The organism is Microcystis sp. BLCC-F210 (genome assembly GCF_042134685.1).
In the GTDB taxonomy this organism is placed as follows: Bacteria; Cyanobacteriota; Cyanobacteriia; order Cyanobacteriales; family Microcystaceae; genus Microcystis; species Microcystis aeruginosa_D.
The window spans coordinates 865376-892080 of sequence record NZ_CP169647.1; the positions used below are offsets into that span (position 1 = coordinate 865376).

29 protein-coding genes and 1 pseudogene are annotated in these 26705 nt (G+C 42.4%); 16 read left to right on the forward strand and 14 right to left on the reverse strand.

The window, feature by feature from the left end; genetic code table 11:
- The first annotated feature begins 652 nt into the window (after positions 1 to 652).
- From ACE3JL_RS04250 to ACE3JL_RS04295, 10 genes are all read left to right on the forward strand, one after another.
- Complete coding sequence (locus ACE3JL_RS04250) at positions 653 to 1000, forward strand: NADH-quinone oxidoreductase subunit K (protein WP_159249111.1); 348 nt, start codon at positions 653 to 655, stop codon at positions 998 to 1000.
- A complete protein-coding gene (locus tag ACE3JL_RS04255) occupies positions 997 to 2433 on the forward strand; it encodes a cation:proton antiporter (RefSeq protein ID WP_375328914.1) in 1437 nt (478 codons plus the stop codon). Before ACE3JL_RS04250 ends, ACE3JL_RS04255 begins: the two co-directional genes overlap by 4 nt.
- On the forward strand, positions 2430 to 2813 hold the full coding sequence (locus ACE3JL_RS04260; protein WP_271992597.1) for a Na+/H+ antiporter subunit E: 384 nt from the start codon (positions 2430 to 2432) through the stop codon (positions 2811 to 2813). Before ACE3JL_RS04255 ends, ACE3JL_RS04260 begins: the two co-directional genes overlap by 4 nt.
- On the forward strand, positions 2810 to 3061 hold the full coding sequence (locus tag ACE3JL_RS04265; protein WP_002771873.1) for a hypothetical protein: 252 nt from the start codon (positions 2810 to 2812) through the stop codon (positions 3059 to 3061). The genes ACE3JL_RS04260 and ACE3JL_RS04265 overlap by 4 nt, the downstream gene beginning before the upstream one ends.
- Entirely contained in the window at positions 3058 to 3327 is a 270-nt protein-coding gene (locus ACE3JL_RS04270; protein ID WP_002752066.1) for a monovalent cation/H(+) antiporter subunit G, read from the forward strand. The genes ACE3JL_RS04265 and ACE3JL_RS04270 overlap by 4 nt, the downstream gene beginning before the upstream one ends.
- An 8-nt stretch (positions 3328 to 3335) precedes the next feature.
- The gene (locus tag ACE3JL_RS04275) at positions 3336 to 3878 is read left to right on the forward strand and encodes a DUF4040 domain-containing protein (RefSeq protein WP_375328915.1); all 543 of its coding nucleotides are present in this window, start codon (positions 3336 to 3338) and stop codon (positions 3876 to 3878) included.
- A complete protein-coding gene (locus tag ACE3JL_RS04280; protein WP_271992600.1) occupies positions 3878 to 4540 on the forward strand; it encodes a Na(+)/H(+) antiporter subunit B in 663 nt (220 codons plus the stop codon). Before ACE3JL_RS04275 ends, ACE3JL_RS04280 begins: the two co-directional genes overlap by 1 nt.
- A gap of 163 nt (positions 4541 to 4703) precedes the next feature.
- The gene (locus ACE3JL_RS04285) at positions 4704 to 4868 is read left to right on the forward strand and encodes a hypothetical protein (RefSeq protein ID WP_271992601.1); all 165 of its coding nucleotides are present in this window, start codon (positions 4704 to 4706) and stop codon (positions 4866 to 4868) included.
- Between the two features lie 477 nt (positions 4869 to 5345).
- Complete coding sequence (locus ACE3JL_RS04290) at positions 5346 to 5681, forward strand: hypothetical protein (RefSeq protein WP_271992603.1); 336 nt, start codon at positions 5346 to 5348, stop codon at positions 5679 to 5681.
- 156 nt (positions 5682 to 5837) lie between these two features.
- On the forward strand, positions 5838 to 8588 hold the full coding sequence (locus ACE3JL_RS04295) for a glycerol-3-phosphate acyltransferase (RefSeq protein ID WP_375328916.1): 2751 nt from the start codon (positions 5838 to 5840) through the stop codon (positions 8586 to 8588).
- 437 nt (positions 8589 to 9025) lie between these two features.
- Here ACE3JL_RS04295 and ACE3JL_RS04300 read toward each other — a convergent pair whose 3' ends face one another.
- Positions 9026 to 11182, reverse strand: coding sequence for a putative PEP-binding protein (locus ACE3JL_RS04300; protein ID WP_375328917.1), 2157 nt, complete (start codon positions 11180 to 11182; stop codon positions 9026 to 9028).
- Between the two features lie 37 nt (positions 11183 to 11219).
- Between ACE3JL_RS04300 and ACE3JL_RS04305 the strand changes: the two genes are divergently transcribed.
- Together ACE3JL_RS04305 and ACE3JL_RS04310 are read left to right on the forward strand one after the other, a co-directional pair.
- Positions 11220 to 11351: a hypothetical protein gene (locus ACE3JL_RS04305; RefSeq protein ID WP_375328918.1), complete on the forward strand. Its 132-nt coding sequence runs from the start codon at positions 11220 to 11222 to the stop codon at positions 11349 to 11351.
- Positions 11352 to 11512: 161 nt separating this feature from the next.
- Positions 11513 to 11749 (forward strand): DUF433 domain-containing protein, encoded by a 237-nt coding sequence (locus tag ACE3JL_RS04310; protein WP_375328919.1) that lies wholly within the window; start codon positions 11513 to 11515, stop codon positions 11747 to 11749.
- Positions 11750 to 11886: 137 nt separating this feature from the next.
- On the opposite strand, the gene ACE3JL_RS04315 is transcribed toward ACE3JL_RS04310, so the two are convergent.
- From ACE3JL_RS04315 to ACE3JL_RS04375, 13 genes and pseudogenes are all read right to left on the reverse strand, one after another.
- A complete protein-coding gene (locus ACE3JL_RS04315; protein ID WP_334311270.1) occupies positions 11887 to 12165 on the reverse strand; it encodes a type II toxin-antitoxin system RelE/ParE family toxin in 279 nt (92 codons plus the stop codon).
- 94 nt (positions 12166 to 12259) lie between these two features.
- Positions 12260 to 12475, reverse strand: coding sequence for a hypothetical protein (locus ACE3JL_RS04320; RefSeq protein ID WP_271992607.1), 216 nt, complete (start codon positions 12473 to 12475; stop codon positions 12260 to 12262).
- Positions 12476 to 12617: 142 nt separating this feature from the next.
- Positions 12618 to 13064, reverse strand: coding sequence for an HNH endonuclease (locus ACE3JL_RS04325; protein ID WP_271992610.1), 447 nt, complete (start codon positions 13062 to 13064; stop codon positions 12618 to 12620).
- On the reverse strand, positions 13037 to 13303 hold the full coding sequence (locus ACE3JL_RS04330; protein ID WP_052278253.1) for a hypothetical protein: 267 nt from the start codon (positions 13301 to 13303) through the stop codon (positions 13037 to 13039). The genes ACE3JL_RS04325 and ACE3JL_RS04330 overlap by 28 nt, the downstream gene beginning before the upstream one ends.
- Positions 13304 to 13434: 131 nt before the next feature.
- Positions 13435 to 14130: a PEP-CTERM sorting domain-containing protein gene (locus ACE3JL_RS04335; RefSeq protein WP_375328920.1), complete on the reverse strand. Its 696-nt coding sequence runs from the start codon at positions 14128 to 14130 to the stop codon at positions 13435 to 13437.
- Positions 14131 to 14521: 391 nt separating this feature from the next.
- On the reverse strand, positions 14522 to 14854 hold the full coding sequence (locus ACE3JL_RS04340; protein ID WP_271992614.1) for a DUF5615 family PIN-like protein: 333 nt from the start codon (positions 14852 to 14854) through the stop codon (positions 14522 to 14524).
- Entirely contained in the window at positions 14854 to 15075 is a 222-nt protein-coding gene (locus ACE3JL_RS04345) for a DUF433 domain-containing protein (protein ID WP_002750124.1), read from the reverse strand. Before ACE3JL_RS04345 ends, ACE3JL_RS04340 begins: the two co-directional genes overlap by 1 nt.
- An 85-nt stretch (positions 15076 to 15160) precedes the next feature.
- Positions 15161 to 15853 (reverse strand): PEP-CTERM sorting domain-containing protein, encoded by a 693-nt coding sequence (locus ACE3JL_RS04350; protein ID WP_271992624.1) that lies wholly within the window; start codon positions 15851 to 15853, stop codon positions 15161 to 15163.
- A gap of 191 nt (positions 15854 to 16044) precedes the next feature.
- Positions 16045 to 16304 (reverse strand): annotated as a pseudogene (locus ACE3JL_RS04355) (element excision factor XisH family protein); the annotation flags it as partial.
- A gap of 357 nt (positions 16305 to 16661) precedes the next feature.
- Positions 16662 to 17867, reverse strand: coding sequence for an argininosuccinate synthase (locus ACE3JL_RS04360; protein ID WP_046663067.1), 1206 nt, complete (start codon positions 17865 to 17867; stop codon positions 16662 to 16664).
- Positions 17868 to 18294: 427 nt separating this feature from the next.
- Entirely contained in the window at positions 18295 to 20286 is a 1992-nt protein-coding gene (locus tag ACE3JL_RS04365) for a DICT sensory domain-containing protein (protein ID WP_271992616.1), read from the reverse strand.
- A 364-nt stretch (positions 20287 to 20650) separates the two neighbouring features.
- Complete coding sequence (locus tag ACE3JL_RS04370) at positions 20651 to 20785, reverse strand: hypothetical protein (protein WP_002736350.1); 135 nt, start codon at positions 20783 to 20785, stop codon at positions 20651 to 20653.
- Positions 20786 to 21448: 663 nt separating this feature from the next.
- Positions 21449 to 22960, reverse strand: a complete 1512-nt coding sequence (locus ACE3JL_RS04375) for an ABC transporter permease subunit (RefSeq protein ID WP_271992618.1) — start codon at positions 22958 to 22960, stop codon at positions 21449 to 21451.
- Positions 22961 to 23158: 198 nt separating this feature from the next.
- Between ACE3JL_RS04375 and ACE3JL_RS04380 the strand changes: the two genes are divergently transcribed.
- The 4 genes from ACE3JL_RS04380 to ACE3JL_RS04395 all read left to right on the forward strand — a co-directional run bounded on the left by ACE3JL_RS04380 (position 23159) and on the right by ACE3JL_RS04395 (position 26686).
- Positions 23159 to 23914: an amino acid ABC transporter ATP-binding protein gene (locus ACE3JL_RS04380; protein WP_271992620.1), complete on the forward strand. Its 756-nt coding sequence runs from the start codon at positions 23159 to 23161 to the stop codon at positions 23912 to 23914.
- Between the two features lie 341 nt (positions 23915 to 24255).
- Positions 24256 to 24606 carry a hypothetical protein gene (locus ACE3JL_RS04385; RefSeq protein ID WP_036395550.1) on the forward strand — a complete coding sequence of 117 codons (351 nt, stop codon included), beginning with the start codon at positions 24256 to 24258 and terminating at the stop codon, positions 24604 to 24606.
- Between the two features lie 79 nt (positions 24607 to 24685).
- Positions 24686 to 26197 (forward strand): AAA family ATPase, encoded by a 1512-nt coding sequence (locus ACE3JL_RS04390; protein ID WP_375328921.1) that lies wholly within the window; start codon positions 24686 to 24688, stop codon positions 26195 to 26197.
- Between the two features lie 135 nt (positions 26198 to 26332).
- Complete coding sequence (locus ACE3JL_RS04395; protein WP_002731874.1) at positions 26333 to 26686, forward strand: DUF1257 domain-containing protein; 354 nt, start codon at positions 26333 to 26335, stop codon at positions 26684 to 26686.
- Positions 26687 to 26705 lie beyond the last annotated feature (19 nt).

Below are 26705 nucleotides of genomic sequence, written 5' to 3' on the forward strand. Positions count from 1 at the left end.
AAAAATTCAACCTTTAAATTAATGACGTTACAGAAGCTGGGTTAGTAATGATCGATGAGTTGTAGGAGTTGTCGGTGAGTGGCAACGCAGGCTAAGGCATTATGTAAAAATAAGTTGTACAACTTGGCTCTACCAAACCTGTCATGTAAAACTATCAACAACTCATGCTTGTAAAGCTTGTATACTAAGGCTTTGAGTTTTTATTAGATTGATATTTATCAACTTGAGAGCCTTGCTGTGCAGAGAGGGAGCTTGAGGAATTTTCTACAGTGTAAGTTCGGAAGAACCTACAACTTTTATGTTAAATGTAGTGTGAATCTATATTTCCTATAAAAATTTTTCAGGTTATTCTTACACAAATACTAACAAGTTGATGAAGCGGACGGGCGGGATATCTTCGGGTTATTATGCCCAGCAAAAATATCAAAGATTTCCAAAACATTACTGATTGCGCTCTCTGGCAAGATATACATTATTAAAGCGAAACCGCTTGCTTTTATTTTTTTCAATAATAATTATAGATCTAAAACAATCTATTGGCCGCCCGAAAATTCCCCCCATAATCTTGAGATTTTTTTGATCAATTGGGACTCGATCGAGGATAATTAGAAAAAGTATTTTGACTCATAACCAAATCTAATCAAGAAGCCCAGTGACGATCCCCCCGCTAGAGTTGTTTGTATTCGCCACCGTTTTGTGCGGATTTTTAGGAACATTCCTGAAAAAAAACTTAATCATGAAGATTATCGCCATGGATGTCATGAGTACGGGCGTTATCGCCTACTATGTGGTGATTTCTTCCCGTGACGGTTTATTTACTCCCATCCTCAGTACAGTTAAACAGCAAGATTACGCCGATCCTGTACCCCAAGCAGTGATTTTAACAGCGATCGTCATCGGTTTTTCCATTCAGGCGTTAATGCTGGTGGGAGTAATGAAATTAGCCAAAGATAACCCCACCCTCGACAGCAGCGAGATAGAAAAAAATAACACACCATGAATACTTTAACGATCGCTTGGATAAGTTTACCCTTTTTGATCGGCTTTATCATCTATTTATTGCCGCGATTAGACAAATATCTGGCTCTCGCCGCCACTATTATCTCTCTCGCCTATTCTCTCCTTCTATTTAGCCAATCCTCCCCCATAACCCTCAACCTACTGGATAATTATGGCGTGAAACTGGTAGCCGATCAGTTAAGTGCCTATTTTATCCTCACTAATGCCCTAGTGACGATGGCGGTGATCCTTTATAACTGGGAAAGTAGCAAAACCGCCTTTTTTTACGCCCAAGCTATCATTCTCCACGGCAGCATTAATTCTGTCTTCGTCTGTGAGGATTTTATTAGCGTTTACGTTGCCTTAGAAGTAATTAGTATTGCCGCTTTTCTGGTGATTGCCTATCCTCGCAGCGATCGCTCTCTCTGGGTTGCCCTGCGTTATCTGTTTATCAGCAATGTGGCGATGTTATTTTACCTTATTGGCGCAGTTTTAGTCTATAAAGCCAATAATTCCTTTGCTTTTGCTGGTTTAAAGGGCGCACCTCCCGAAGCCTTGGCTTTAATCTTCATGGGATTATTAGTCAAAGGGGGAATCTTTGTCTCGGGATTATGGCTACCGATGACACACTCGGAATCGGAAACCTCCGTCTCGGCGCTGATGTCGGGGGTGGTGGTAAAAGCTGGCATTTTTCCCCTCCTGCGCTGTGCTTTAATCCTAGAGGATTTGGATGGACTAATTCGGCTTTTCGGGGTGCTAACGGCGATTTTTGGCGTACCCTATATGATTTTTGAAAAGGATAGCAAGCGGATGTTAGCCTTTAGCACGATCGTGCAGCTGGGTTTTATTTTGGCTGCCCCACCGGTAAGCGGTTTTTATACCCTTACCCACGGATTAGTTAAATCTTCCCTATTTCTATTAGTGGGAGTTTTACCCAGTCGCAATTTTAAAGAATTACAGCAACAAGCGATCCCTAATTCCCTCTGGATTGCTATTGTTATCGCCAGTTTTTCCATCTCTGGATTCCCCTTATTATCCGGTTTTGGGGCGAAAGCGTTAACGATGAAAAATTTATTACCTTGGCAAGAGGTAGCCATCAATTTAGCAGCCGTAGGTACAGCGATCGCCACTGCCAAATTTATCTTTTTACCCCACGCCGGTGGCGAAAGTAAACAGAAGCTAACTATCGGTTTCTGGATAGCAATAATTCTACTCCTTGCCGCCCTATTTTTAGCCAATGCCGTCTATGTTGAAGCTTATAATATCCCCAATATTATCAAAGCTTTAGCTGTCATTGGTGCTGGGTGGTGGTTATATCTGGGAGTTTTCAAAAAGTTATCCCTAAAATTATCGCGAGCTTGGGAACAATTTGATAATCTCGTCGGTATGATGAGTATAATGTTAGTTCTATTGTTTTGGATGGTCTTAGCATGATCGGACATATAATTCTGCGTTTAACTATGTGGTTTTTACTCACCGCTAATTTTACCCCCGCTAATATCATAATCGGGGTGGCTATTGCTTTTCTTTTGCCCCGTAATTTCGCCTCTAGCGAAACTTTAGGCGATTGGTTAAAGGTAATAATTAAAGTTTTTATGGCTATTCCCCAAGCTTATAAAGAAGCGTTGGAAATTATCTTTCGTCCTCACAAGGAAGAAGAAATTATTTTCGAGAGAATTTCTGGTAAACGTTCACCCAGATTAGCTTTTTGGGATATATTTCTGATTACCTTTACCCCGAAAACTATCGTCACCGAATACAAGGAAAATGAGGGTTATGAAGTTCATGTAATTAAACGGAGTTCCCAGGGATGAATATTGTTCTCATTGCCATGATTGTCGCTTTATTAATTCCCCTTTATGAAGTGGCAAGAAATGATGACATCTGGCAAAAAATGGCCGCCTTTGCCAGTGCTTCCAGTAAATCATCGATTATTATTCTAGTGGTGTCAGTTCTGCGGGATGATTGGATGATTGGAGTGGTAGCAGTGATTATTCTCAGTGTCGGTAATGCCGGTTTTATGTTATTAGCACAAATTCTTAAACGATTGAACGAATCATGATTGACATTTTCAGTTATATCTGCATCGCTATCGGAGTTTTTTTCTGGTTTTGGGGAACGGCGCATCTTTTAGACAAGCGCTCGGTATTATATAAATTACACGGTCTATCTGTCGCTGATACTTTGGGTTCCATGGCGATTATTTTCGGGCTACTTTTGAAAGTTCCCCAAAATTGGCCTTTATTATTATTGGCAATAATTTCCCTAGCAATTTGGAACACCATGTTAGGCTACGTTTTAGCTTATACTTCTAGCGATCGAGAGTAAAATTAAAGATGAATGAAAGTTATCTCTATGTTATTGTTGCCCTCTTGCCTTTAACTGCGGCGATGGTGATGTTACAATCCAATCCCTACCAAGCTTTAGTAATTCGCGGGGTTTTAGGGGCAATAGCCGCTTTAGTTTATGCTTTATTAGGGGCAGCAGATGTGTCTTTAACCGAAGCTTTGATGGGAACCATGTTAGCCGTAACTCTCTACGCGGTGGCGATTCGTTCCTCTTTAGTGATGCGTTTAGGAGTAATTGCCGAGGAAACTGATACAGTTTTAGAACAGTTAAAAACTCAACTACAAACGGTTTTAAGTAAACGTTTTATGCGTTTAGAATTAGTTGCCTACAGTGACAAACAAGCTTTGCAACAGGCACTTAGGGATAAAGATGTTCATGCCGTCTGTATCCGTCAAGACAATCCAGAAACTATCCCCTACGAAACCACAATTAGATTACCCTATCTCTACGATATTTTTAAAAATGAATTAACGGTAGCCAACACGATTTTAACCTGTATTGAAACCCCAAAATTAGAGGAGAAACACTAATGAAATGGATTTATACTCTAGCCGCCATTGCCTTCGCTGTCAAAATGGTAATTATTCCCAATACTGCCTCCTCTATATCATCCTTAGAAATTGTTGAATCGCTGGTGCGCGACGGTGGTGTTCCTAATGCGGTTTCGGTGATTATTTTTCGTAATCGTCTTTACGATACTATCTATGAAGTGGTGGTTTTTACCATTGCCATTATGGGGGCGAATTTTCTTTTAGCCACCGAAAAACCCGCCAGTAAAATCCATCAATTTACCGACCAACCTTCAATTATTTTAGCCCGTTTAGGGTCAACAATTGCCGCTTTAGTGGGCATTGAATTAGCTATCCGCGGCCATTTAAGTCCGGGGGGAGGTTTTGCCGCTGGAGTCGCCGGAGGTACAGCAATTGGTTTAATAGCAATTACCTCGTCTCCCGAATGGATGCAGGCAATTTATCGCCGTTGGCAAGCGGCAACATGGGAGAAAATTTCCGTCTTAGTTTTTATTGTTTTAGCAGCCATTACTCTATCGGGATTTGAGTTACCCCACGGGGAATTAGGGGCGCTATTTAGTGGGGGTATTTTACCGATACTAAACATTTTAGTCGCCGTTAAAGTAGCTTTAGGTTCCTGGGCAGTAGTCCTCGTTTTTATCCGCTATCGCGGTTTATTGTGAGAGGTTAATACCTATATTTATAGCTTTAGATTAGAACTGGGGATTAACGGATGATCATAACATAACTTGATGGTTAAAAAAATGCTATAGTAATTTTGTTGCCCTCCTCAAGAATCAATAGGTATCTAATGATTCTGGTAAAAGAACTTACAATGTAAAAATTATGATTAACGTTATTCGCAGTTCTTCAGCTAAACCTGTATTTTCTCAAAGATTAGCTAAATATTTTGAGGAAAGAACAGATGTAGAGGGAACATTGTATATAGGCTGTCCTATTATTGGAATTCCCCAAGGAGGATATGCAATTGATGCTCTAGTGGAGATTTAACTTCTGTTCTATTTAGCAAAAGTGGAAAATGTTTAGTTAGATATAGTTCAATTTCATTTAACTCTTCATTATTGCCAACTTGCCAAGTTATTCTTACAGGATAATCTTGATTAATTTCTTGTAATTGATATATACGATGATGATTTTTCCAGCGATTTAAAAGACTAACTGCTTGACCAATATAAAGAATTTTATTTTGAGAATCGATAGCAAACAAAATATATTGCTGAACAATCAGGAAGTTGATTTAGATTATCTAGTTCTACTGAAGACATTGCCAAAGAATCAAGCAACATAAACCTAGTTTTATTTTATTTTTAAGATAATAATTTTGTGTAATTGCTATCAACTATAACTCATTGTTGGCTTAATTTTTTAAGGTAAGGGTTTTAAAATTGCCGTAACCTTTATAGTGTATGCTTTTTAGCGAATAAGGTAAGCAGAACAGTGGCGATTTCTTAAACTCAAAATGTTTTTTTGTACCAACAAATATTCGAGTATAACACTCAATGCTTTTGCCAGACTACATTTGAGACAATTTATCAAATTTTCGGTTCCAGAAATGAGCCAACGGTGAGCGATAAAATTCATGTCAGCGAAGAAGTCCGTCTTACTCTCTCGACTTTACCTCGATTGAAAACTATTGAAAACTTTTGCCCAAAAGCCAAGTCTATCTTGGGAAAATTGCAACCGAAAAATTATCGAGACTTAAACAAGGCTCTCGAAGAAGCTTTTAGGTCAGTCTCCAAGAAAGACACCCGTAATTGCTGCAATCTCTGTCATTATACCTCATCTGTCCGAGAAAAACTGTAAGTATTTATGAAGTAAAATTTAAAATAAATAATGTCGTAGGTTAATAGAGCTAGAATACCATATAAGATTTAAGGGAGTGTTAACGGAATTATTCTAACCTCGATACCCGACAGGACTCCACCGAGAAGTAACTATTTTTTAGAGCCAGAAAATATAATGACAGAAATTTGGGGTTCCCTATTTATTTTTTTAGTCTGTCCCATAATCGGGGGACTGCCTCTGATCGACTGGATAAATTATGTCGTAACTGGACGTAAATTATCCCAATTAGGGACTGGTAATATCGGTGTAACTGCCGCTTTTTACCATGGGGGTAAATTAGTGGGAATTTTGGCGGTAATTTCGGAAGCAGCCAAGGGAATTATCGTTATTCTCCTAACCCGTTGCTTTTTTCCCACCGGCTCCACTTGGGAATTATTAGCTTTAATTGCCTTAGTCATGGGACGCTATTGGTTAGGAAAAGGTGCAGGAACTACTAATGTTTTCTGGGGATTAATCGTTCACGATTTTGCCGCTGTTTTTCTCACCTCAATTATTAGTGGGATTAGCTTTACTATTTTTCGGGAAAAATCTACGGGTAGATTGGTAGGATTATTTTTATTAGCTTTAATTCTCACCTTGCGCCGTCCCCACGATTCAGGTTATATTATAACTGCCATTGCTTTAGCCTGTTTATTAGGGGCAATTTTTCAAAAAATCGCCGATGATTTAGACTTACCTGAAGCAAGTGTTAACAATGAATCAAAAACTATGTTTCGTTTTTTTCGTGGAGATCGATCGATCCGAACTCTTGATGACAATCTGGCAGCTTTAAAAGTGGGACAAAAGGCCGCTACTCTAGCCGATCTTAAGCGTGCCGGTTATCCCATTCCTAGGGGGTGGATTTTACCAGCAGGGGATGATCCACAACCGTTAATAGAATCTCTTAATCCTGATATTAATCATCCCTTAGTCGTGCGCTCTTCCGCTATTGGAGAAGATAGTGAAACTGCTTCATCTGCGGGACAATATACCACAATTCTTAACGTTGTTGATCGAGAAAATTTAGCGGCGGCGATTTTAAGTTGCCAAACCTCCTATAATAGTCCTAATGCTGTTAATTATCGACTCGATCGAGGTCAAGAAAACACGGCCATGGCTGTGTTAATTCAAGAACAAATTCGAGGAGTTTTTTCGGGAGTTGCCTTCAGTCGTGATCCGATTAATCCTCTCAGTTTAGATGTGGTTATTGAAGCTTTACCCGGAGATGCCACCAGAGTTGTATCGGGAAGAATCACCCCCGAAAGTTATCGAGTTAATTTAGAAGAAAATATCATCATTGGAGAGGGAGATATTCCCCCGGCTATTATTCAACAGGTAGCTAATCTTTGTCGGGAATTAGAAACCCTTAAACATGGCATTCCCCAAGATATAGAATGGACTCATGACGGACAAAAATTATGGTTATTACAGTGCCGTCCTATCACTAATTTACAGCCAATTTGGACAAGAAAAATCGCGGCTGAAGTTATCCCTGGTGTGATTCGTCCTTTGCCTTGGTCAATCAATCGTCCTTTAACCTGTGGAGTTTGGGGAGATATTTTCCGGTTAGTTTTAGACAAAAAAGCCCTCGATTTGGATTTCAATGAAACAGCGACTTTACACTATCAAAGAGCCTATTTTAATGCTTCTTTGTTAGGAACAATTTTCCGTCGCATGGGATTACCTCCAGAAAGCTTAGAATTCCTGACCAAAGGGGCAAAGTTTACCAAACCACCTTTAACGGCAACTTTGGCTAATTCCCCTGGTTTATTAAAACTTTTAGGACGGGAATTACAGTTAGAAAAAGACTTTAGCCAAGATCAAAAAAACTATTTTATCCCAACGCTCGAAAAAATTAACGCTACTTCCCTAGAAGCTTTATCTTCAGGGGAGATTTTAGAGCAAATTGAGGAGATTTTAACCGTCTTAAAAAAAGCCACCTACTATAGTATTCTTGCCCCTCTTAGCTTCGCTTTGCGTCGCAGTATTTCGCAAGTACCTTTTGAGAGATTGGATAACTCCCAAGCACCAGAAATAGCCTCAATGCGATCGCTATCTGAACTGAGAAAAAATACGCTTGATCGAGATTTTGACTCAGCTTTTTCCCTCTGGTTAGAAACCTACGGTTATTTAAGCGAAGTGGGGACCGATATTTCGATACCGAGATGGCGAGAAAATCCCCCATATCTGCTACAACTACCCTTAGATATTCCAGGCAATAATAGCCAGAAAAAAGTCAAATCTTCCCACAATGTCCAAAAAAGATTAAATATCAAAAACCAAGTGACTGAAATTTACTCCCGTCTTTTAGCTCACCTACGCTGGCATTTTCTCGCTTTGGAAACCCTCTGGTTACAGCAGCAAATATTATCAGAGACGGGAGATATATTTTATCTAAATTACTCAGAAGTTACCCAGTTAGGTCAGAATAATAAAATCGCCAATCTTAACCAGATTATCCGTCAGCGTCGTCAACAATTCCAAGAAAACTCTCAATTAACCGATATTCCCTATATCGTTTATGGACAACCACCGAAAAAAGAATTTTTAGTTTCAAATTTAACTGCCAAAAAACGCTTACAGGGAATTGCAGCTAGTGGGGGGACAGTGGAGGGACGAGTCAAAATTATGCCCACCTTACAAAATCTAGAAATTCCCCCTAATACTATTCTCGTTATTCCCTATACTGACTCAGGATGGTCCCCTTTATTATCCCAGGCTGTGGGCATTATTGCCGAGGTGGGGGGACAATTATCCCATGGTGCTATCATTGCCAGAGAATACGGAATTCCAGCGGTTATGGATGTGCATAATGCCATGAAATTGTTAAAAGATGGTCAATTAATTCGTCTCGATGGCAGTCAAGGAATTATTGAAATTCTCTAGGCATTAGGGGACAGGCTGTTCGCTATCTAATGCCAAATCCTGTTTAAGAAGAGCAGGGAAGTGGGGAATTATGAATTATGAATTATGAATTCGGGAGACCACTTCGTGCGCAACCTTCGGACGTTCGGCGAAGCTAAGTAGTTTGACAGACTTACTAACACGAAGCTCATGGGAATTATAAATTATGAATTATAAATTATGAATTATAAATTATGAATTATGAAGTGGGGTGTTGGGGGAGTGGGGTTTTAGGGTTTTAGGGTTTTAGTGGAAATTACTCTATCTCCCCATTACCCTATTCCCCCATTTCCCTATCCTCTTCTAACTGATAACTGATAACTGATAACTGACTCCTAACCCCACCAACAAACTTTTTGCCGCAAACCCTACTTAACATCTTCCCCAACAGCCAACCCCTAACGCTCCTTTTGCCGAGGTTATCTGCCATTTTCCAATAAAAACCTTCTTTCGGCGCGAACAATTGCCTCTCTAGTGGCTAAAACTGCTTCTGTATCCACCGAAAGAGAAGTCACACCCCAAGCAATCAAATCATCGATAAGTTCAGGATGCTGGACGATAGCCATGCCGCAAACGGAACAGGGGATATGTAAAACTTTTGCTTGGGTGATAATTTGTTTTAAAGCTGCCCTGACTGCGGGATGACGGGCATTAAAATATTCTGAGAAATCTTCTCGATCGCTGCCTAACAGTAATTGAGTTAAATCATTAGTACCAATAGCGATTAACTGTACGCCCGCTTGCACATAATCCCTCAATTGAAAGATTACCCCCGGTACTTCCACCATTATCCCCAATTGGAAAGAAGGGACTTGAGTGAGTAAAGCTGATTGTACCCGTTGCCGGCAAAAAATAAATTCTTCAACCCCGCGGACAAAGGGAAGCAGTAAATTAATATTGGTGGCGCTGGTGGTTTGTACCCGTCGTAAAGCTTGCAATTCTAGATCAAATAGAGTCGGATCTAAAATATAACCATGGGTTCCCCGACTGTCTTTAGCCGAATCTTGAGCATCAAAAGAACGGTAAAATAAAGGCTTAGGCTGGATACTAAGGGCAAATTGTGCGATTAAACCACTTAATCTCTCGATAAATGCTTCTTGATCCTCTGGAGTTAACCATTCTTCTAGATTACGCTGAGAAAGTAACTCTAAAATCATCCATTCTGAGCGCAATAAACCGATCCCATCAATAGGCAGTTCTCGGATTCTGACAATACTTTCAGTTTGACTGAGATTAACCATCAAACGGGTAGCAATTGCCGTCCCGTCGGTTTCTCTGGGGGGTGCTGGGGGTAAGGAAATCTGTTCCTGAGATGCCAGAGAAATAATTCCCCTCGTGCCATCTACTAAAATTATCTCCCCTGAGCGGATAATTTCTGTGGCATTTTTCACCCCGACAATGGCAGGAATGGCTAATTCCCGGGCTAAGATGGCTCCATGGCTAGTTAATCCCCCCTGTTCCGTGATCATTGCTCGAATTTGGCGTAAATGGGGCAGTTTTTTCGGAGGTAAATTAGCAGTAACCAGAATGCAATCCTGAAAATTTGCCTCTGGGGAGTCGAAATTGCTGATCACTTTTGCCACTCCCGATGCCAACCCTGGGGATGCCCCTAATCCTCTTAAGGGATAATTGGAGGTAGTGGGGGTGATTTCCTGACTGTGACAGTTGAGAATATAAATTTGACCATCCAGCATCATCAGCCATTCTATGCTGGTTAGGCTGGGTTTTTCCGCCAGTAGAGATTGAACCAGTTGACAAAGGCGATCGAGGGCGAAATTATCTAAACAGTAGCTTTCCTGTAAACTGGGTGCTAATAATTGTGGTGCAAGCAGATTACTGTCACTGTTGAGATAATAAGCGCGGCATTTATTGCCTAATTGCCGACTGCGTAATTGACCGGAGCGATCGATAATGTAGGCATCCGGTGCCACTTCTCCATTAACTAAACTGTGTCCTAATCCCCAAACTGCCTGAATTTGCCAGTTATCCTCATTAATCAACACATTTCCCGCACAATTGGCTGGTAATAACGGTTGTACCAGTAAAGATAATTGAATTTTTTCTAAACCAATTCCCATTTTTCGCCAATAAAATAGACTTCTGGCGGTGAATAACTCCGCCCAAGCTTGTTTTAGGGCATTTTCTAGATTATCTGCTTTAATTCCACTGATGGGGGCGGAAAATAAACCGAGAGTTCGTCGAGACAGATGAGCAGGTAAGGAAAAGCGCCATACTAGGCTATCCATGGATAATTGTGCCACGGCCGCTGCCAGTTCCTCTAACCAGAGAGGAGGAATTTTAGCTTGTAAAATGGCGCGCCGACTTTCTTTGGCGACTAATTGCAAAGCTTTTGCGTTATCTACGTCTAAATAGAGAGAAGATTGCGGAAAATCAGTCAGAAACGAGTCAGCATTGTTGATGCTTTCCAAAAATTCCGCAAAAATGCGGTTAAAAATGGCAAATCCCCTGATAATTGGGTATCCTCGCTGGTGTAATTCACTGGCAATAAAAGCTTTTTCCCCCACTAGGGGGCGATCAGAAGCACTAATGCGATCAAGCCAGCAAAGAATGGTCACGGGGTTTGTTAAGAATGATGGAAGGACTATAAAATCATTGTGTGATTTTTATCGCTTTTTACTTTTACCTGCTAGTTTAACTCACCATCACTATCTTGAGAATGATCTGGTGATTGGGAAGTGGGGTGTGGGGCATGGTGCGATTCGTTGGCTAGAAACTAGACAGTAAGACGTTTAGAGGATTAGCCTCTTGGTAATAACCCTAGTTCTGTCCTCTAGATGCCTAGAGTGACGGCATTTCCTGCTGCTTTAGACTTGGTACATCTGAAGTAGTGAGCCAGGAAAAAAAGCGGCATAGTCCTAAATGTGTTTTAGCTTAACTTTCTCTACATGACAACAAATCTCACAGACTATAAACATATTGCAATTGATCATCGGGGAGTACCAATAATTGCGGGTTCTACCCTGAAAGTGATTGATTTAGTTATGGCACAAATAGCCTACGGTTGCACTCCAGCAGAAATTCACATTAACCATCATGATTTAAGTATGAGTCAAATTCACTCAGCATTAGCTTACTATTGGGAACATAGAGAGGAATTAGATCAAGCTATCCAAGCTGATTGATAATTTGCCCAAAAAATGCGAGAAAAAGCTGGAGATTCTCCCTTTGTTACCCGACTTAAAGCACAGGCAATAAAGTAAGAATAGGCATTTAAAATGTATCTTAGCTTATTGCTGATCCCAATTATTTTAGTAAGTATTTAGTCATAAACTTCACTTCTATGACCTACTCTAATAATTATCCTACTCTCTCGATCAAATTCATAAATAACCCGATAATCTCCTCCTCTTAATTTGTAAAACCCTGACCATTCTCTCGTAAGAGGTAGGGGAGTTATCTGTTCAAAGTTGATAGCTAACCATTTAATTTTATTAAGAATCCTCAGTCTGATAAGTAGGTAGGTATTAAAAACTTTCAGATCCCCCCGCCTGTCGGCACCCCCCTTATCAAGGGGGGCAGGGGGGATCGAACCTAAAATCCATTTTTAATTTAATTATAACCAGCTACTTAAAATCTGTGATCAAATCTAAATCAGTTATCGACTCTGGTTCAAAAGTAACAGAATAGCTCATTTAAGATTCTATCCCATATCTTTTATCCACCTCAGCTGCGGGAACAGTCGCTCTTCCTTGTAATCTTTTTTGTTGGATTTCTAATAACTTTTCTCTAAAAGACTCCTTAACTTGTTTTCCCTCATCCGGATCACCAAAGTATTCATCTAGAGTATCATCTACTGTATTACGGATTAAACTTTGTAACTCTTGGGGAGTCATGTCTTTTATCTGCATATTTTCTCTAATTAAAAAATAGAAACATACTCAAGAAACATTGTAACAAATTGCCGAGGAAACGTAAAGGACAGGGAATATAGTCGGGAATAGGGTTAGGATTTATGCTTCTAAGGTTGAAATTAATCCTCTTTGAAAGGTTTCAATCCTGACAGGGATCTGACTGGGGAGGATGCCACCCTGCCACAACCCAAAACTGGCGCGCTGTTTGGATAGATGGTTCATCCCTTTGTTCATCATTAAAGTCAAAACGATGACAAGTCGCTCTACCTATAGGAGTTATGCCGATAATTTTTAGTCCGTCTTTTGTCCAGATAAAATGTTCTCCCCACTGCTGCACTCTGGGATTAAATAGAGAGACTTCTGTTTGAGTAGAAGGGTCAATCGCTGTGGTAAAGTTATAGTGTCGCTCGTTACAACGATGACAAGCCAAACAAAGATTGTCAGGATTATCAGTCCCCCCCAAGGACTTTGGCAATATGTGGTCAAGGGTAAAAAGGTCTGGACTCAAGTATTCTGGAGAATGACAATATTCACAAAGATATTTGGCTCGTTGTCGGACTATTCTTCGAGTTGATAGGGACACCATTGACTTTTTGTGGCAAGTTGGGCGTTAATAAGCGTAAAAACTCGCTCTAGTTCAGAAAGTCCAGCATACTCCGCTTCTTCGTCAACAGAGAGACTGTCAGTTTTCTTCTTAGCTAATAACTGCTCAAAACGAGATTGTAGCTCTGAAGTAAACCTGAATAAATAAATGTTACCAAATTCGCGGAGTTCAACCCCTTCTCTCATTAAAGACGAAGGTTGAATCATTAATTGGGGAGTCATTGGCTCTATTGATTGTTATTCCTCTTTCACCTTATCACCTTAACAAATTGCCGAGGAAATGTAAAAGAATATTGATAATATTTAACCAATTTCGGGGCAACCCCTCTTTAGTTGCCCCTGCCAAGGATAATTTATCCCCGACGACGAAGGGAAGCGGCACCCAACGCACCAACAGCGATTAAACCCACTATACCACTAGGTTCCGGGGTTGAAACCGTTGGAGTAGCAGTGATATCCCCATTAAGCGCCACAAACCCACCCCCGGCAACATTAGCAGAGTTATTAGCAATGAACCAGACATTAAGTCCAGAAGCATTCAGTCCATAGAGACGGAACTGGACCGGGCCGGTTTGGGGTGCTAAACTGCTTAGGTCAAAGCTGTAGGTATTAAGGCTATTTGTTAGGCTAACTTGTGTCCCTAAATTATTGGTGAACCCATCAACACTAGAGCGCAAGACTAAATCTAGATCCGTGTCATCATGCCGCGCATTGAGTTGCAAGTTAGTAAAATCGACTTGAAAACCCGCACCAGGTTGTACGGCAAATTCGACGTATTGGCTGGTATTAACAGTACTATTTCCATTCCACCGACCCGGCGATGTACTAACAGTAGAACCCAAGACGAAAGACTGAACCAGGCGATCTATCCCGGCGGTGTCTAACCCAGTGCTAGTTATATTCGCACCCACAGTATCCGCCGCTTTGGGATAGGATGCGGTAGCGGCATCAAATGAATTCCAACCAGCTACTATTGCCGCTTGAGCAGGAGCAACCCCGGCTAACCCCATCAGAGTCAAGGGGGTTAAAATTGTCAGTAATTTTTTCATAGATTTGATGACAGTAACAGGGCAAAATTATGATCATATTTAACGCTAGTTTTGTGCCAATATCCTACAGCCGAAGCTATCACAAAGGGGGGGTGGAAATCAAGGGTTGCTTAATCATTATTTGTTATAGTTTTTGTATTTAAGATAGTTTTAGATTATATAAATATTTTTGACTTGTTGTAAGGTTATAGCTTGCAACGCAGATAAGTGAGGTTCTACCTCTACTTATTTCTTTGACTCGTTGACTCGTTCCAAGGTTAGCTTAAAACCCCACACCCCCGAAAAACTTTTTGCCGCAAACCCTAATTATTTCCTTCGCTCCTATAGCGCCGCGCAATAACCCTCCCCACATAAATGTAAACAAGCGAACACTTGCTCTGCTCTCAAAGGATTAGGATAAAGCGATGATGCCAAGATTTTGATCTTGCTCAAAAGATAAAATAGCTTCGTAGTTATCTCTTAATAATGATTCTATAGTTTTAGTAGAGCAATTTCCCAAACGAATCCAAATTACTTTAGGCGGAAAACCTTTAAAAATTAGTAATTCATTAAAATCAGAATCTTTAGTGACAATAATATAGTCTTGTATTTTAGCTATTTCCCAGACATAATAATCAGATTCTTGGTCTAATCCCAGCAAGTAAAGATGATTAGAATCGGGATAAATATCAACTAATAGACTAACTAAGCGAGGTGATAAATTGTGATCAAAAAGTAACTTCATTAGTTAACTAAAATGGTTTGACGTTCACGCTCGGCGGCATAACTCAAACAGGCTAAAATATCCGCCTTGGTTAAGTAAGGAAAATCTTCTAAAATTTCCTCATAAGTCATTCCCGAAGCCAGATAGGAGAGAACATCATAAACAGTAATTCTCATTCCTCTAATACAAGGTTTTCCGCTCCTTTTTCCCGGTTCTATGGTAATAATATCTTTGTATGACATAATGTTGATTAACTGGTGATCAAATCTAAAATTGATGATAGCATTTCGGGGCAACCCCTCTGTAGTTGCCCCTGCCAAGGATAATTTATCCCCGACGACGAAGGGAAGCGGCACCCAACGCACCAACAGCGATTAAACTCACTATACCACTAGGTTCGGGGGTTGAAACCGTTGGAGTAGGAGTGATATCCCCATGAAGAGCCACAAACCCACCCCCGGCAACATTAGCGGAGTTTTCACCATAGAAGAAGACACCAGCAGAAGCATTCAGTCCATAGAGACGGAACTGTACCGGGCCGGTTTGGGGTGCTAAACTGCTTAGGTCAAAGCTGTAGGTATTAGAGCTAGTTGTTAGGCTAACTTGTGTCCCTAAATCACTGGTGAACCCATCAACACTAGAGCGCAATACCAAATCTAGCCGCGTTGAATCCCGCCGCGCATTGAGTTGTAAGTTAGTAAAATCGACTTGAAAACCTGCACCCGGTTGTACGGCAAATTCCACGTATTGGTTGGTATTAACAGTGCTACCTGCATTCCAAGGGTTGAGAGTCACATTACCCAACCTGAAATCTGCTGAAGTATTACGCCGATGTATCCCGGCGGTGTTTAACCCAGTGCTGGTTATATTCGCACCCACATTATCCGCCGCTCTGGGATAGGTTGCCGTAGAAGCATTAAAATGATTCCAACCAGCTACTATTGCCGCTTGAGCAGGAGTAACCCCAGCTACTAACCCCATCAGAGTCAAGGGGGTTAAAATTGTCAGTAATTTTTTCATGGATTTGATGGCCATAATAGGACGGAAATATGGTCATATTTAACGCTAGTTTTGCGCCAATATCATACAACAGAAGCTATCACAAGGGGGGGGGAGTCAAGGGTTATTTAATCATCATTTTTTATTGATTTCTGCACTTAATATATTTTTAGATTATTGACTCGTTGCAAGGTTATAGCTTGGAATGCAGATAGACTGATTAAATTTCGATATAAAATATATTGTCCTAAAGCTATTTCAAAATCTCTCATAGGTGAGGGACTTAAAAAGCTTTTGATTTCCACAACAATTTTACGTCCATTTCTTTCAGCAGCCAGAGGTTTTTCTGCTGCTAAATCAGCAAAAATTCAACATCTTTATATTTAATTTTATAAGGATCAGCTAAAATACTCCAACCGTCTTTAATTAAGGCATTTTTCACGGCTTCATGGTAAATATCTTTTGCTGGCATGGTTCTAAAAAAGTAATTTCATTAGTTATATTTAATTTTATTAACAATCCTAAGTCTGATAAAATCGGTAATCAAATTTAAATCAGTTATCGAGTCTGGTTGAAATTTAATTTTTGTTGATTCCCCCCTTAATAAGGGTACTGATCCCCCCTGCCCCCTTGATAAGGGGGGTACTGATCCCCCCTTCCCCCCTTGATAAGGGGGGTACTGATCCCCCCTTCCCCCCTTGATAAGGGTACTGATCCCCCCTTCCCCCCTTGATAAGGGTACTGATCCCCCCTGCCCCCTTGATAAGGGGGGTGTTAATCGCTGGGGGAATCTGAATTAACACCCACTTACTTAGGGGAGGATTGTTGATTACTTCCCTCTAGTTTTTTCGGCCCAAACTTTGCTGGGTAATCCCCAAACATAGATGAAACCTTCAGCAGCCTTATGATCAAATTGATCCTCGGCCCCGTAGGTAGCTAAATCGGGAGAATAGATAGAATTGACTGACTGACGACCGACCACTTTAGCGTTACCTTTAAACAGTTTCACCCGCACCGATCCCGTTACCTGTTCTTGGGTTTTGAGGATAAAAGCATCGATCGCTTCCTTTAAGGGACTGTACCACAATCCTTTATAAATTAACTGTCCGTAGGTCTCTTCAATTCCCCGTTTATACTGGGTAACATCTCCAGTTAAAGTCAAACTTTCTAAGTCCCGGTGAGCATCAATTAAAACTAATAAAGCCGGGGCCTCGTAAATTTCTCGCGATTTAATTCCCACTACCCGGTTTTCGATCATATCTAAACGACCAACACCGTGTTTACCCACTAGGTCATTTAATTGACTAATTAGCGTGACAGAATCGAGATTTTCTCCGTTTAAACTGACAGGAATCCCCTGATTAAAACCGATATCGACGTATTCCGGCTCGTTGGGAGTATCGGCGATCGCTTTAGTCATTAGATAGATTTCTTCCGGGGGTTCCGTCATTGGATCTTCCAAGGGACCGGCTTCAATACTGCGCCCCAACAGGTTACGATCGATACTAAAAGGCGAGGATTTTTTCACAGGAGACTCGATCCCGAATTTTTCCCCGTAGGCGATGGTTTCTTCCCGACTCATGCCCCATTCCCGGGCGGGAGCGAGAACTTTTAAACTAGGATTAAGGGCCATAATGCCCACATCAAAACGCACTTGATCGTTACCTTTGCCGGTGCAACCGTGAGCGACGGCATCGGCCCCGTATTTCTCGGCGGCCTCTACTAATAATTTAGCGATTAAAGGACGAGCCAAGGCGGTAGAAAGGGGATAACGATTTTCGTAGAGAGCATTAGCTTGAATTGAGGGAAAAGCGTATTCTTTGACGAATTCTTCCTGAGCATTGACCACTAAGGATTCGATCGCTCCGCAGCGCAGAGCCTTTTCTTGAATCGGTCCTAATTCGTCTCCCTGTCCTAAATCGGCCGCTAGGGTAATCACTTCTTCTACTCCCCATTCCTGTTTGAGATAGGGAATACAAACGGAAGTATCGACTCCTCCGGAATAGGCTAAAACCACTCTCTTGGCGCGTCCCATAATTTTTTCACCTAAAAACGATTAATTGATTACTCTTTTCAGTTTATTATATATCTTGGGGATTGGATGCTTCTTTTTTAATGCTTTTTTGTTTAGTTTTTGATGAAGAAACGGAATATGAAGTCATACTAAATCCGTTGAGTATATGCTAAGTAGTCGTGCAAAATAAATTTCCTAGTGAAGAAAGGCAAAAGGCGAAAGGCAAAAGGCAAGGGGGGGGTTAGATATGTGTAATTAATTTTGCTTAGGTACTTACATATCGGGACAGGCAAAAGGCTTCGGCCGTGAGTTCAGCGTTCGACAAAAGCTCACGCCGAAGTCCGAACGGCAAGAGACAAGCAGGCAAAAGGGGGGAATAGATAATTAGTTCTTAATAACTGGATTTATTACACGAGTAGAGAACCAAAACTCAACGGGCAACCAGCCACTATTTACGTTTACTGGCAGGACGACGGGAGGATTTTTTCGGAGCGGTATTTTGGGGATTATCATTAGTTTTATCTTTAAATATTGGAATAGTAAAATGAAACTGACTGCCGTTATTTTTCCCCTGGGATTCTGCCCAGATTTCGCCACCCCAACCATTAACGATCTGACGACAGATAGCTAGACCTAAACCAGTTCCCCCGGCACTGCGTCGCAGGGCCCCTTCCTCTTGGTAAAAGCGATCAAAAACCTTGTCTAAACGATTGGGTTCGATCCCGCGTCCAGTGTCAGAAATGGTTACTTCTAGAGTTTTTGGCTTTCCGGAAGCGACTTCGATCGAGACATTTCCCCCGCGACCGGTAAACTTACAGGCATTATCGAGAAGTTTGGAGAGTAATTCCACTAACCACTCGCCATCGGCTAAAACAAAGGGCAGATTAGGGGGAACAAGATTGCTAATTTTTGGATTTTCGTTGTCGAGATTGCGGGAGTGAACGTGACTGATGGCTAATTCCACACATTCCGATAAGGATAAAGCTTCGGGATTCCAATTAACCCGGCCACTTTCTAACCGAGAAAGAGTTAAAAAATCTTGGATTAATTTACGCATTCGTTCCGCATCTTTCAGGGCAGTATCAAGCATAATTTGGCGCATTTCCGCTGGCATATCCGGTTCCGAGGCCAAACTTTCTAGACAGACTTGAATGGTGGACAGGGGGGTGCGTAATTCGTGGCCGGTAATAGCGACTAAATTAGAACGAGTGCGATCGAGGGCGGCTAATTGTTCATTTAAATCCTGTAAATTAGCGTAGGCCTCTGCTTGAATGAGAGCGACTCCGATTTGAGTGGCCACCGCATCCACCAGGGCGACATCCTCGCTTTTCCAAGTGGTGGTATAGGGTCCACAGTGATGCAGTTCCAGCATTCCCAAGAGACGACTTTGGTAAAAAATCGGTACTAATAACCAAGAATAGATGGAACATTCCCGCACCAGATTTTGAATGGAATCCCCGGGAAGACGGGGATCGTGAATAGCGTCTTCGATTTTTAGGGATTCTCTCAATTCCAGCACTTCCTGAAAAATAGGATTATTTTTCAGAGGCCATTTTTGTCCTTTGATGGAAGTAATCCCGGGGTTTAAAAATTCGTGTTCGATGGTAGCGTTAATATCGGCCTCGTTACAACGATAGACCACACAGCGACAGACTCCCAATCCCTGCCCTAATTTCTGCACTGCCACCTGGAGGATATCTTCTGGATCGAGGGAACGACGGATCGCCGCTGTCACTGAGTTGATCAGTCTTTCCTTGTGTTCTTTCGATGCCAAGGAGCGATTGGCTTTCAACAGTTTATACTGTCCCGCTTGCAAATAAGTGACCAATCGCTGGACAAAGGGATCCGGTTCCTCTTGATGATCCCTGTCCGTCAGTTCACAGATCAGGTATTCTTCTTGAGCGCGCCTAATTTTTTTGGCCAGTTCGGGACGATAATCGAGAATATGATTGAAAAGAATTTGGGCGGCCTGTTGACTCAGGTGGCGATCGCTCGTCCAAATCCCCTCAAAACGACGATTATTATCCATAACTGCCTCATTTTCCCCTTCTGCTGTCAGATGGGTTCGTTCTCGACAGATTAAACAACTAGCATAATGGCGACTGATAACCACTAGATGCCATTCTTGGGCTAAACTGTCCTCCGGTTGAAAAGCGATCGTCTCGTAAATGTCAGAACTATGCTTAAAATCGGTTTCTGGAGCGGAAAGAACATAAACTTGCCCGCTTTTTTGGGCAATGCGTCGATAGCGATGGGCCTCTTGACGATAAAACCGCTCACGCTGAAAACTAGCAATCACTAACGGTTGATCGTCTTCCGCTAAAACCTGATCCTCCATAGCGTGGGATAGCGCAGTCAGGGATGCTTTGAAGTACATCTGCGATCGCCAATGGGGGAGTAACTGCAACAGTTCTGTTAAAACAGAAGTTGATCTGCTCATCGATAATCTGTCTCGAGTCGGGTGTGACTAGCAAGCGCAATAGAGGGAACTAGCAATTTTTCCCTTGACCCTATCCTACAGGCTCAAGGGGACAAGAGGTGAGATCGTGACAGCAAAAAATTTAAACTGAGTGATGCCAAAAGTGAGCGAGATTATTCTAGTTAACTATATGTTGCTGAATAAATCTAAAAACCTTGTTGGGTAAGACTTTTAGATTTTTTGTCAATCAGAAAGCGCCAGCCATTGGAGGGATCGGGGGGAAATTTTAGGGACTTTTTCTCTGAAAATTAGGTAATTTACCAGATGAAAATGGGTAAAACCCTACACCTTACACCCACGAGAAACTTTTTGCCGCAAACCCTAACTAGATGTAGGCGACTTTCATTGCCCAAAGGATCAGAGCAATGATACTACCGATAACGATAATTGACGATATCGCCACTACTGCTGGTTTATCGGCTCCCTCGAATTTCATGATGCCACGATTTAAGTCTGACATTACCCTTAACTCCTTTTCATGAGATGGATGTGGAAAGTATAAGACACTGTAAACCAGCGATACTTTTTTGTTAACATACGTTGACAATACACTCTGAGAGAATCTTCTCAAAAGGGGTTATCTCCCAAAGTCTAAAACCTTTGGTTTTAGAGACATGAACTGACGTGCTGTCCTGGTTATCGACTAAAATTAACCTTGGATGTTACGTCATCGCTCAGTTATCCTATTGGCAACTTATCAGTATAGAGAAGTTCGGCGAGGCTGACTCGATCCGTTGCTTGCTAACTGGGGTTTTGGCCTGGACTCCTCTATGCTAGACTTGCACGCACCAGTTCGTCAATCCCTGCTAAATATTAACCGATCGAGCCAATAGGTGGTGGTGCAAAATTAATTTCTTAGTCGAGAGGGGAGACTCCGAGACAGGAGACAGGGTAAGTAGTCGTGCAAAATTAATTTCCTAGTAAAGATAGGCAAAAGGCAAGAGGCAAAAGGCAAGAGGGGGTTAGATATGTGTAATTAATTTTGCTTAGGTACTTAAGTTGTTCATAATTTAAATTGCTTGTTGAGACGAAGCAGGGGGTAAGAATCCCCATCCCCCCGACTTCGGGTAAGCAAGGGGAGGATTTTCCGAGAGTAATAAAAGAGCGATAAATACGATAAAGCTTAGGCTTTCTGTTCCTGTTTAGATTTATGTAGGGGATCCATATAAATCTCTAAGCGCTTAAATACCACAGAGGAAAGGGTAGTTAAAACCAAATAAACAAAAGCGACAGCGATATAAATCTCGAAAGCTTTATAGGTAGTGGCTACCATTAATTGACCTTGCCGGAATAACTCTTCAAAACCGATTACTGCCGCTAAACTGGTATCTTTAATTAGGGTGATAAATTCATTCCCCAAGGGTGGCAACATCCGGCGAAAAGCTTGGGGAAAAATCACCTCGCGCATGGTTTGCAACGGGGACATTCCTAGACTAGAACAAGCTTCCCATTGACCATTATCGATCGATTGAATACCGCCGCGCATAATTTCAGCTAAGTAAGCCGCCACATTTAAACTTAGGGCAAATAGAGCCGCAGGTAAACGATCTAAGTCAATATTTAAGCCAATTTCTCGGAACAATCCGGGCAAACCAAAATAGATCAAGAATAATTGCACCAGCATCGGTGTTCCCCGAAAGAAATCTACATAGATACGGCAAATTATTTTTAACCATTTGTAGGGAGAAATCAGGGCAATTGCCACTAAAGTTCCACCGATTAACCCGAAAAGAAAAGACAGAACCGTTAACAGAATTGTCCAAGGAACCCCTTTCACAATCAGGTTATAGAATAATTCTCCCCAGTTAAACCTCGATTCCTGTAAATTCTTTAAAGCTGGAGCAACCAAAGGTAAGACTGGCGGTTTTTCTCCAAACCATTGCTGAAAAATAACATCGTACTGACCACTTTCTATAACTCGACCGAGAGCATCATTAATTAATTGGAGATAGGGGGAATTTTTGGGTAAAGCAATCCCGTAGAATTCCTCCGTTAATAATTCTCCGACTACCTTTACTCCTCTTAAACCCGCTTCTTTAATTGCATACAAAGTCACGGGTTTATCGTTAACTACCGCCTCAACTCGACCATTAATTAATTCCTGCAAAGCTAAGGCCGCCGAGTCAAATTGACTAACCACTGCTCCAGGTATTTTTGTTGCTTCTAAGGCTCCCGTTGTGCCAATTTGGACGGCAATTCTTTTGCCTTTTAAGTCTTCAAAATTTTTAATCGTCCGATTATCTTCCCGAACAGCGATCGCTAAACCAGCCCTAAAATAAGGTCGAGAAAAAGAAATCGCTTGGGCGCGTTCGGCGGTGATTGTCATGCCACTAATAGCGGCTTCCACTGTTCTTGCTTGTAGAGCCGGAATAATGCCATCAAAGGGTAAATTTCTAAAGTCAATGTTGAGATCAGCTTCCTTGCCAATTGCCCGCATTAAATCAATATCAAACCCAGTTAATTGTCCCCCTTGTTGAAATTCAAAAGGCGGAAAAGTCGCTTCTGTGGCAACTCGAAAAGGATTAGGAGGGGTCTGAGAAAAAGCAGGAATAACACTTAATCCGAGTGCCAAAACTAATCCTAACAAGGCAAAGATGACTCTCTGCACCGCCCGCCCTCGCCAAAGTTTAATCATTTTTTAATTGTTTCTCCTTGATTTTTTTACTCAACTAAGTTATGGGTTACATCCTACTTGCCACCCAAGACAGATGTAGAGAGACTATTTGAGTATTATGATTATTTCCTTTGATAAAATGTCGTCAAGGATACAATTTAGTAGAAACTAATCTGGATACTTTTATACAAAATGTAAAATTTTTGACGAGAGGATATTATGACCACTACCCCCCCTGTGATTGTCAGCGAAGGTTTACGCAAAAGTTACGGCTCTCTAGAGGTACTTAAAGGAGTTACAGGCACTCTTTATCAAGGGGATGTGGTATCGGTAATCGGTCCCTCTGGCTGCGGCAAAAGTACCTTTTTACGCTGTCTCAATCGTTTGGAAACAATTAACGGTGGCCGCTTGGAGGTGATGGGAATTGACATCTCTTCCCCGAAGTTAAATCAATCAGTCCTCCGCAAGTTACGCAGCCGAGTAAGTATGGTGTTTCAACACTTTAATCTTTTTCCCCATCTCACCGTTTTACAAAACTTGATGTTAGCCCCCAAGCAGGTGTTACACCACTCGGAAAATGAGGCTAAGGATACCGCAATTCATTATCTGGAAAAGGTGGGATTAGCACCAAAAGCCGATGTTTATCCCGACCAATTATCAGGAGGCCAAAAACAACGGGTGGCGATCGCTCGCAGTCTCTGCATGAAACCAGAGGTGATTTTATTTGATGAACCCACTTCGGCCCTGGATCCAGAATTAGTCGGGGAAGTGTTAAACGTTATGCGTCAATTGGCCGATGAGGGTATGACTATGGTAGTCGTCACCCACGAAATGCAGTTCGCTAAGGAAGTCTCTAACAAGGTTTTGTTCTTTAATCAAGGTGTCATCGAAGAAGCAGCTGATCCCGACACCTTCTTTAATCATCCCCACAGCGAGCGCCTACAAGCTTTTTTAAGTCGCATCCATAGTAATTAGGGTTGGCTGAATTCAGGAGGCAAAAGGCAAAAGGCAAAAGGCAAAAGGCAAAAGGCAGCTTTATACCATTTTTCTTTATTTGCGTCACAACGAATGCAAGCTTGGCAAGCATTCGAGCGTGGATGTCTGTCATGGATTTAGAAATTTGGTATTATTCTCCCCACACCCCACACCCCACACCCCACACCCCACACCCCACACCCCACACCCCACTTCCCCACTTCCTCAACAATTGTAAAGAAATATTACAATTATGCCGTTATAACAGCTTACCATCTTGACAGGGAGGAAAGACAGTGGTTATAGTAGGGACACATACCCGGGTAAACCAATTTAGTGATATGCAAGACAAGCAAAAAGTCACACTGTACCTTCCCCCTGGAGTCCATCGTCAACTAAAGATAAAAGCTGCGATCGATGAAGAATCGATGTCAGGGCTGGTGGAGAAAGCGATCGCTTTTTACCTAAAATACCCCGAAAAGGTAGAAGAAATCGAAGCCGCCGCCTATGGCAAAACCTATCAGGTTCATGTCTGTCCCGAGTGCGATGCCGCCTTAGTAATGAAAGAAGATCGGCTAAGGTCGATCAAACGCCAGCCCGCAATAGTCGGCGACGAGTTCCCGCTCGAAGTTCCCGAACCCGTTGGCGTTCAAGGAACCACAGAGGGAGAAGCAGCCTTAGTTCCCTGCTAAACTCGCAGTAGCCGAACAAGGCATCTACAGCCATCAGCCGCCCAAGGTCAAAACCGTTACCACAAATAGGGTCGATGTTATGAAAGAAGAGCTAGAAATTCTCGTCAAGGCTCAGTATCCCCTGATTTACCTCGTCACCTCCGAGGAGGAAAGGGCGGAAGAAGCCATCAGCAAAATAGCCCAACTAAATACACAACATCGACGGGTGTTTGTCTGGACTGTCACCCACGGCATGATCGAACTAGGTCAACCGCGCCAAACCAGTCAACATAATACCGTGTCGCCAGAAGCGGCGATCGAATGGGTAGTGCGTCAACGGGAAGCGGGCATCTATATATTTAAAGACCTGCATCCGTTCATCACTTCTGCTCCGGTGACTCGCTGGTTAAGAGATGCGATCGCCAGCTTTAAAGAAACTGAAAAAATCATTATTTTAATGTCTCCCCTGCAAGAAGTCCCCATAGAACTAGAGAAAGATGTGGTAGTTCTGGATTTTCCCCTGCCGGACATGGGAGAGTTAGATACAGTTCTCTCGCAACACCTAGCCAGAAATCAAAATCGTCGTACCACCACAGAAGTCCGGGAAAAACTCCTGAAAGCGGCCTTAGGTTTAACCAAAGATGAAGCCGAAAAAGTTTACCGCAAAGCCTATGTAAAAGCGAACAAACTCACGGAAGACGAGGTAGAAATCGTCCTCTCCGAGAAAAAACAACTGATTCGCCGCAACGGAATCCTAGAATATATTGAAGAGGACGAAACCATCAATGCCGTCGGCGGTCTGGAAGAACTAAAAAAATGGTTAAAACAGCGCTCGAACGCCTTTACAGAAAGAGCCAGAGGTTACGGACTCCCCCAACCGAAAGGGATGCTAATTTTAGGAGTGCCGGGCTGTGGTAAGTCCTTAATTGCTAAAACCACCTCGCGCCTCTGGAGTTTACCGCTCCTGCGCTTAGATATGGGACGGGTTTACGATGGTTCCATGGTGGGACGATCCGAGGCCAACCTGCGTAATGCCCTAAAAACTGCCGAATCCATCTCTCCGGCCATTCTGTTCATCGATGAATTAGATAAAGCTTTTGCCGGTGGTACAGGATCCGCCGATTCCGATGGGGGAACCTCTAGCCGCATCTTCGGCTCCTTCCTGACTTGGATGCAGGAAAAAACCTCGCCCGTCTTCGTTATGGCCACAGCTAACCGGATTGAACGGCTACCGGGGGAATTTCTCCGCAAGGGGCGCTTCGATGAAATCTTCTTTGTCGATTTGCCCAATTCCGAAGAAAGACAAGATATCTTTAATATTCACCTGACTAAACGACGCTCCGACATTTCTCGCTTCGATTTGGAGCAGTTAGCCAAGGTATCCGATGGGTTTTCCGGTGCGGAAATAGAACAGGCGCTGATTGCCGCCATGTATGAGGCCTTCGCCCAAGAACGCGAATTCACGCAATTAGACATTATTGCGGCGATTAAGGCGACTCTGCCCCTATCTCGCACCATGACCGAACAGGTAACTGCCCTGCGTGATTGGGCCAGACAACGCGCCCGACCTGCTTCGGCCTCCGTCGCTGAGTACCAGCGATTGGAGTTCTAACAGACTTTCGCCCGCTCCCAACGGGATGAAAGGCTAGTTCTCAGGAACTAGCAATGCCTCGAAAAGCCGCTTGGCGGCACTCTTTAACTCTCAATCTGTTGTTGTTAATTCTTAATCTACAAAGAGGAAATTCCAATGTCTCATTTCAGCACTCTCCGGACCAAAATCACCGATGCCGAAATCCTCAAAGCTTCTCTCCGCGACCTCGGCATCAGCGTGAAAACCGAAGCCGATGTTCGTGGTTACAACGGTCAACGGGTTCGCTCTGACATCGTTGCTGTTCTCGATGGCGAATATGATCTCGGTTGGTCCCGCAATACCGACGGCAGTTTCGATTTAATTGCTGACCTCTGGGGTGTGGCCAAAAAACACAATCAAACCGAATTGATCAACTCGATCAACCAAAAATACGCTGTGAACAAAACCCTATCCGAAGTGAAACAGCGCGGTCTGCAAAACGCTAACGTTAAGCTAGTCGTTCAAAGCTAAGATTTACAGCGCGTTCCCA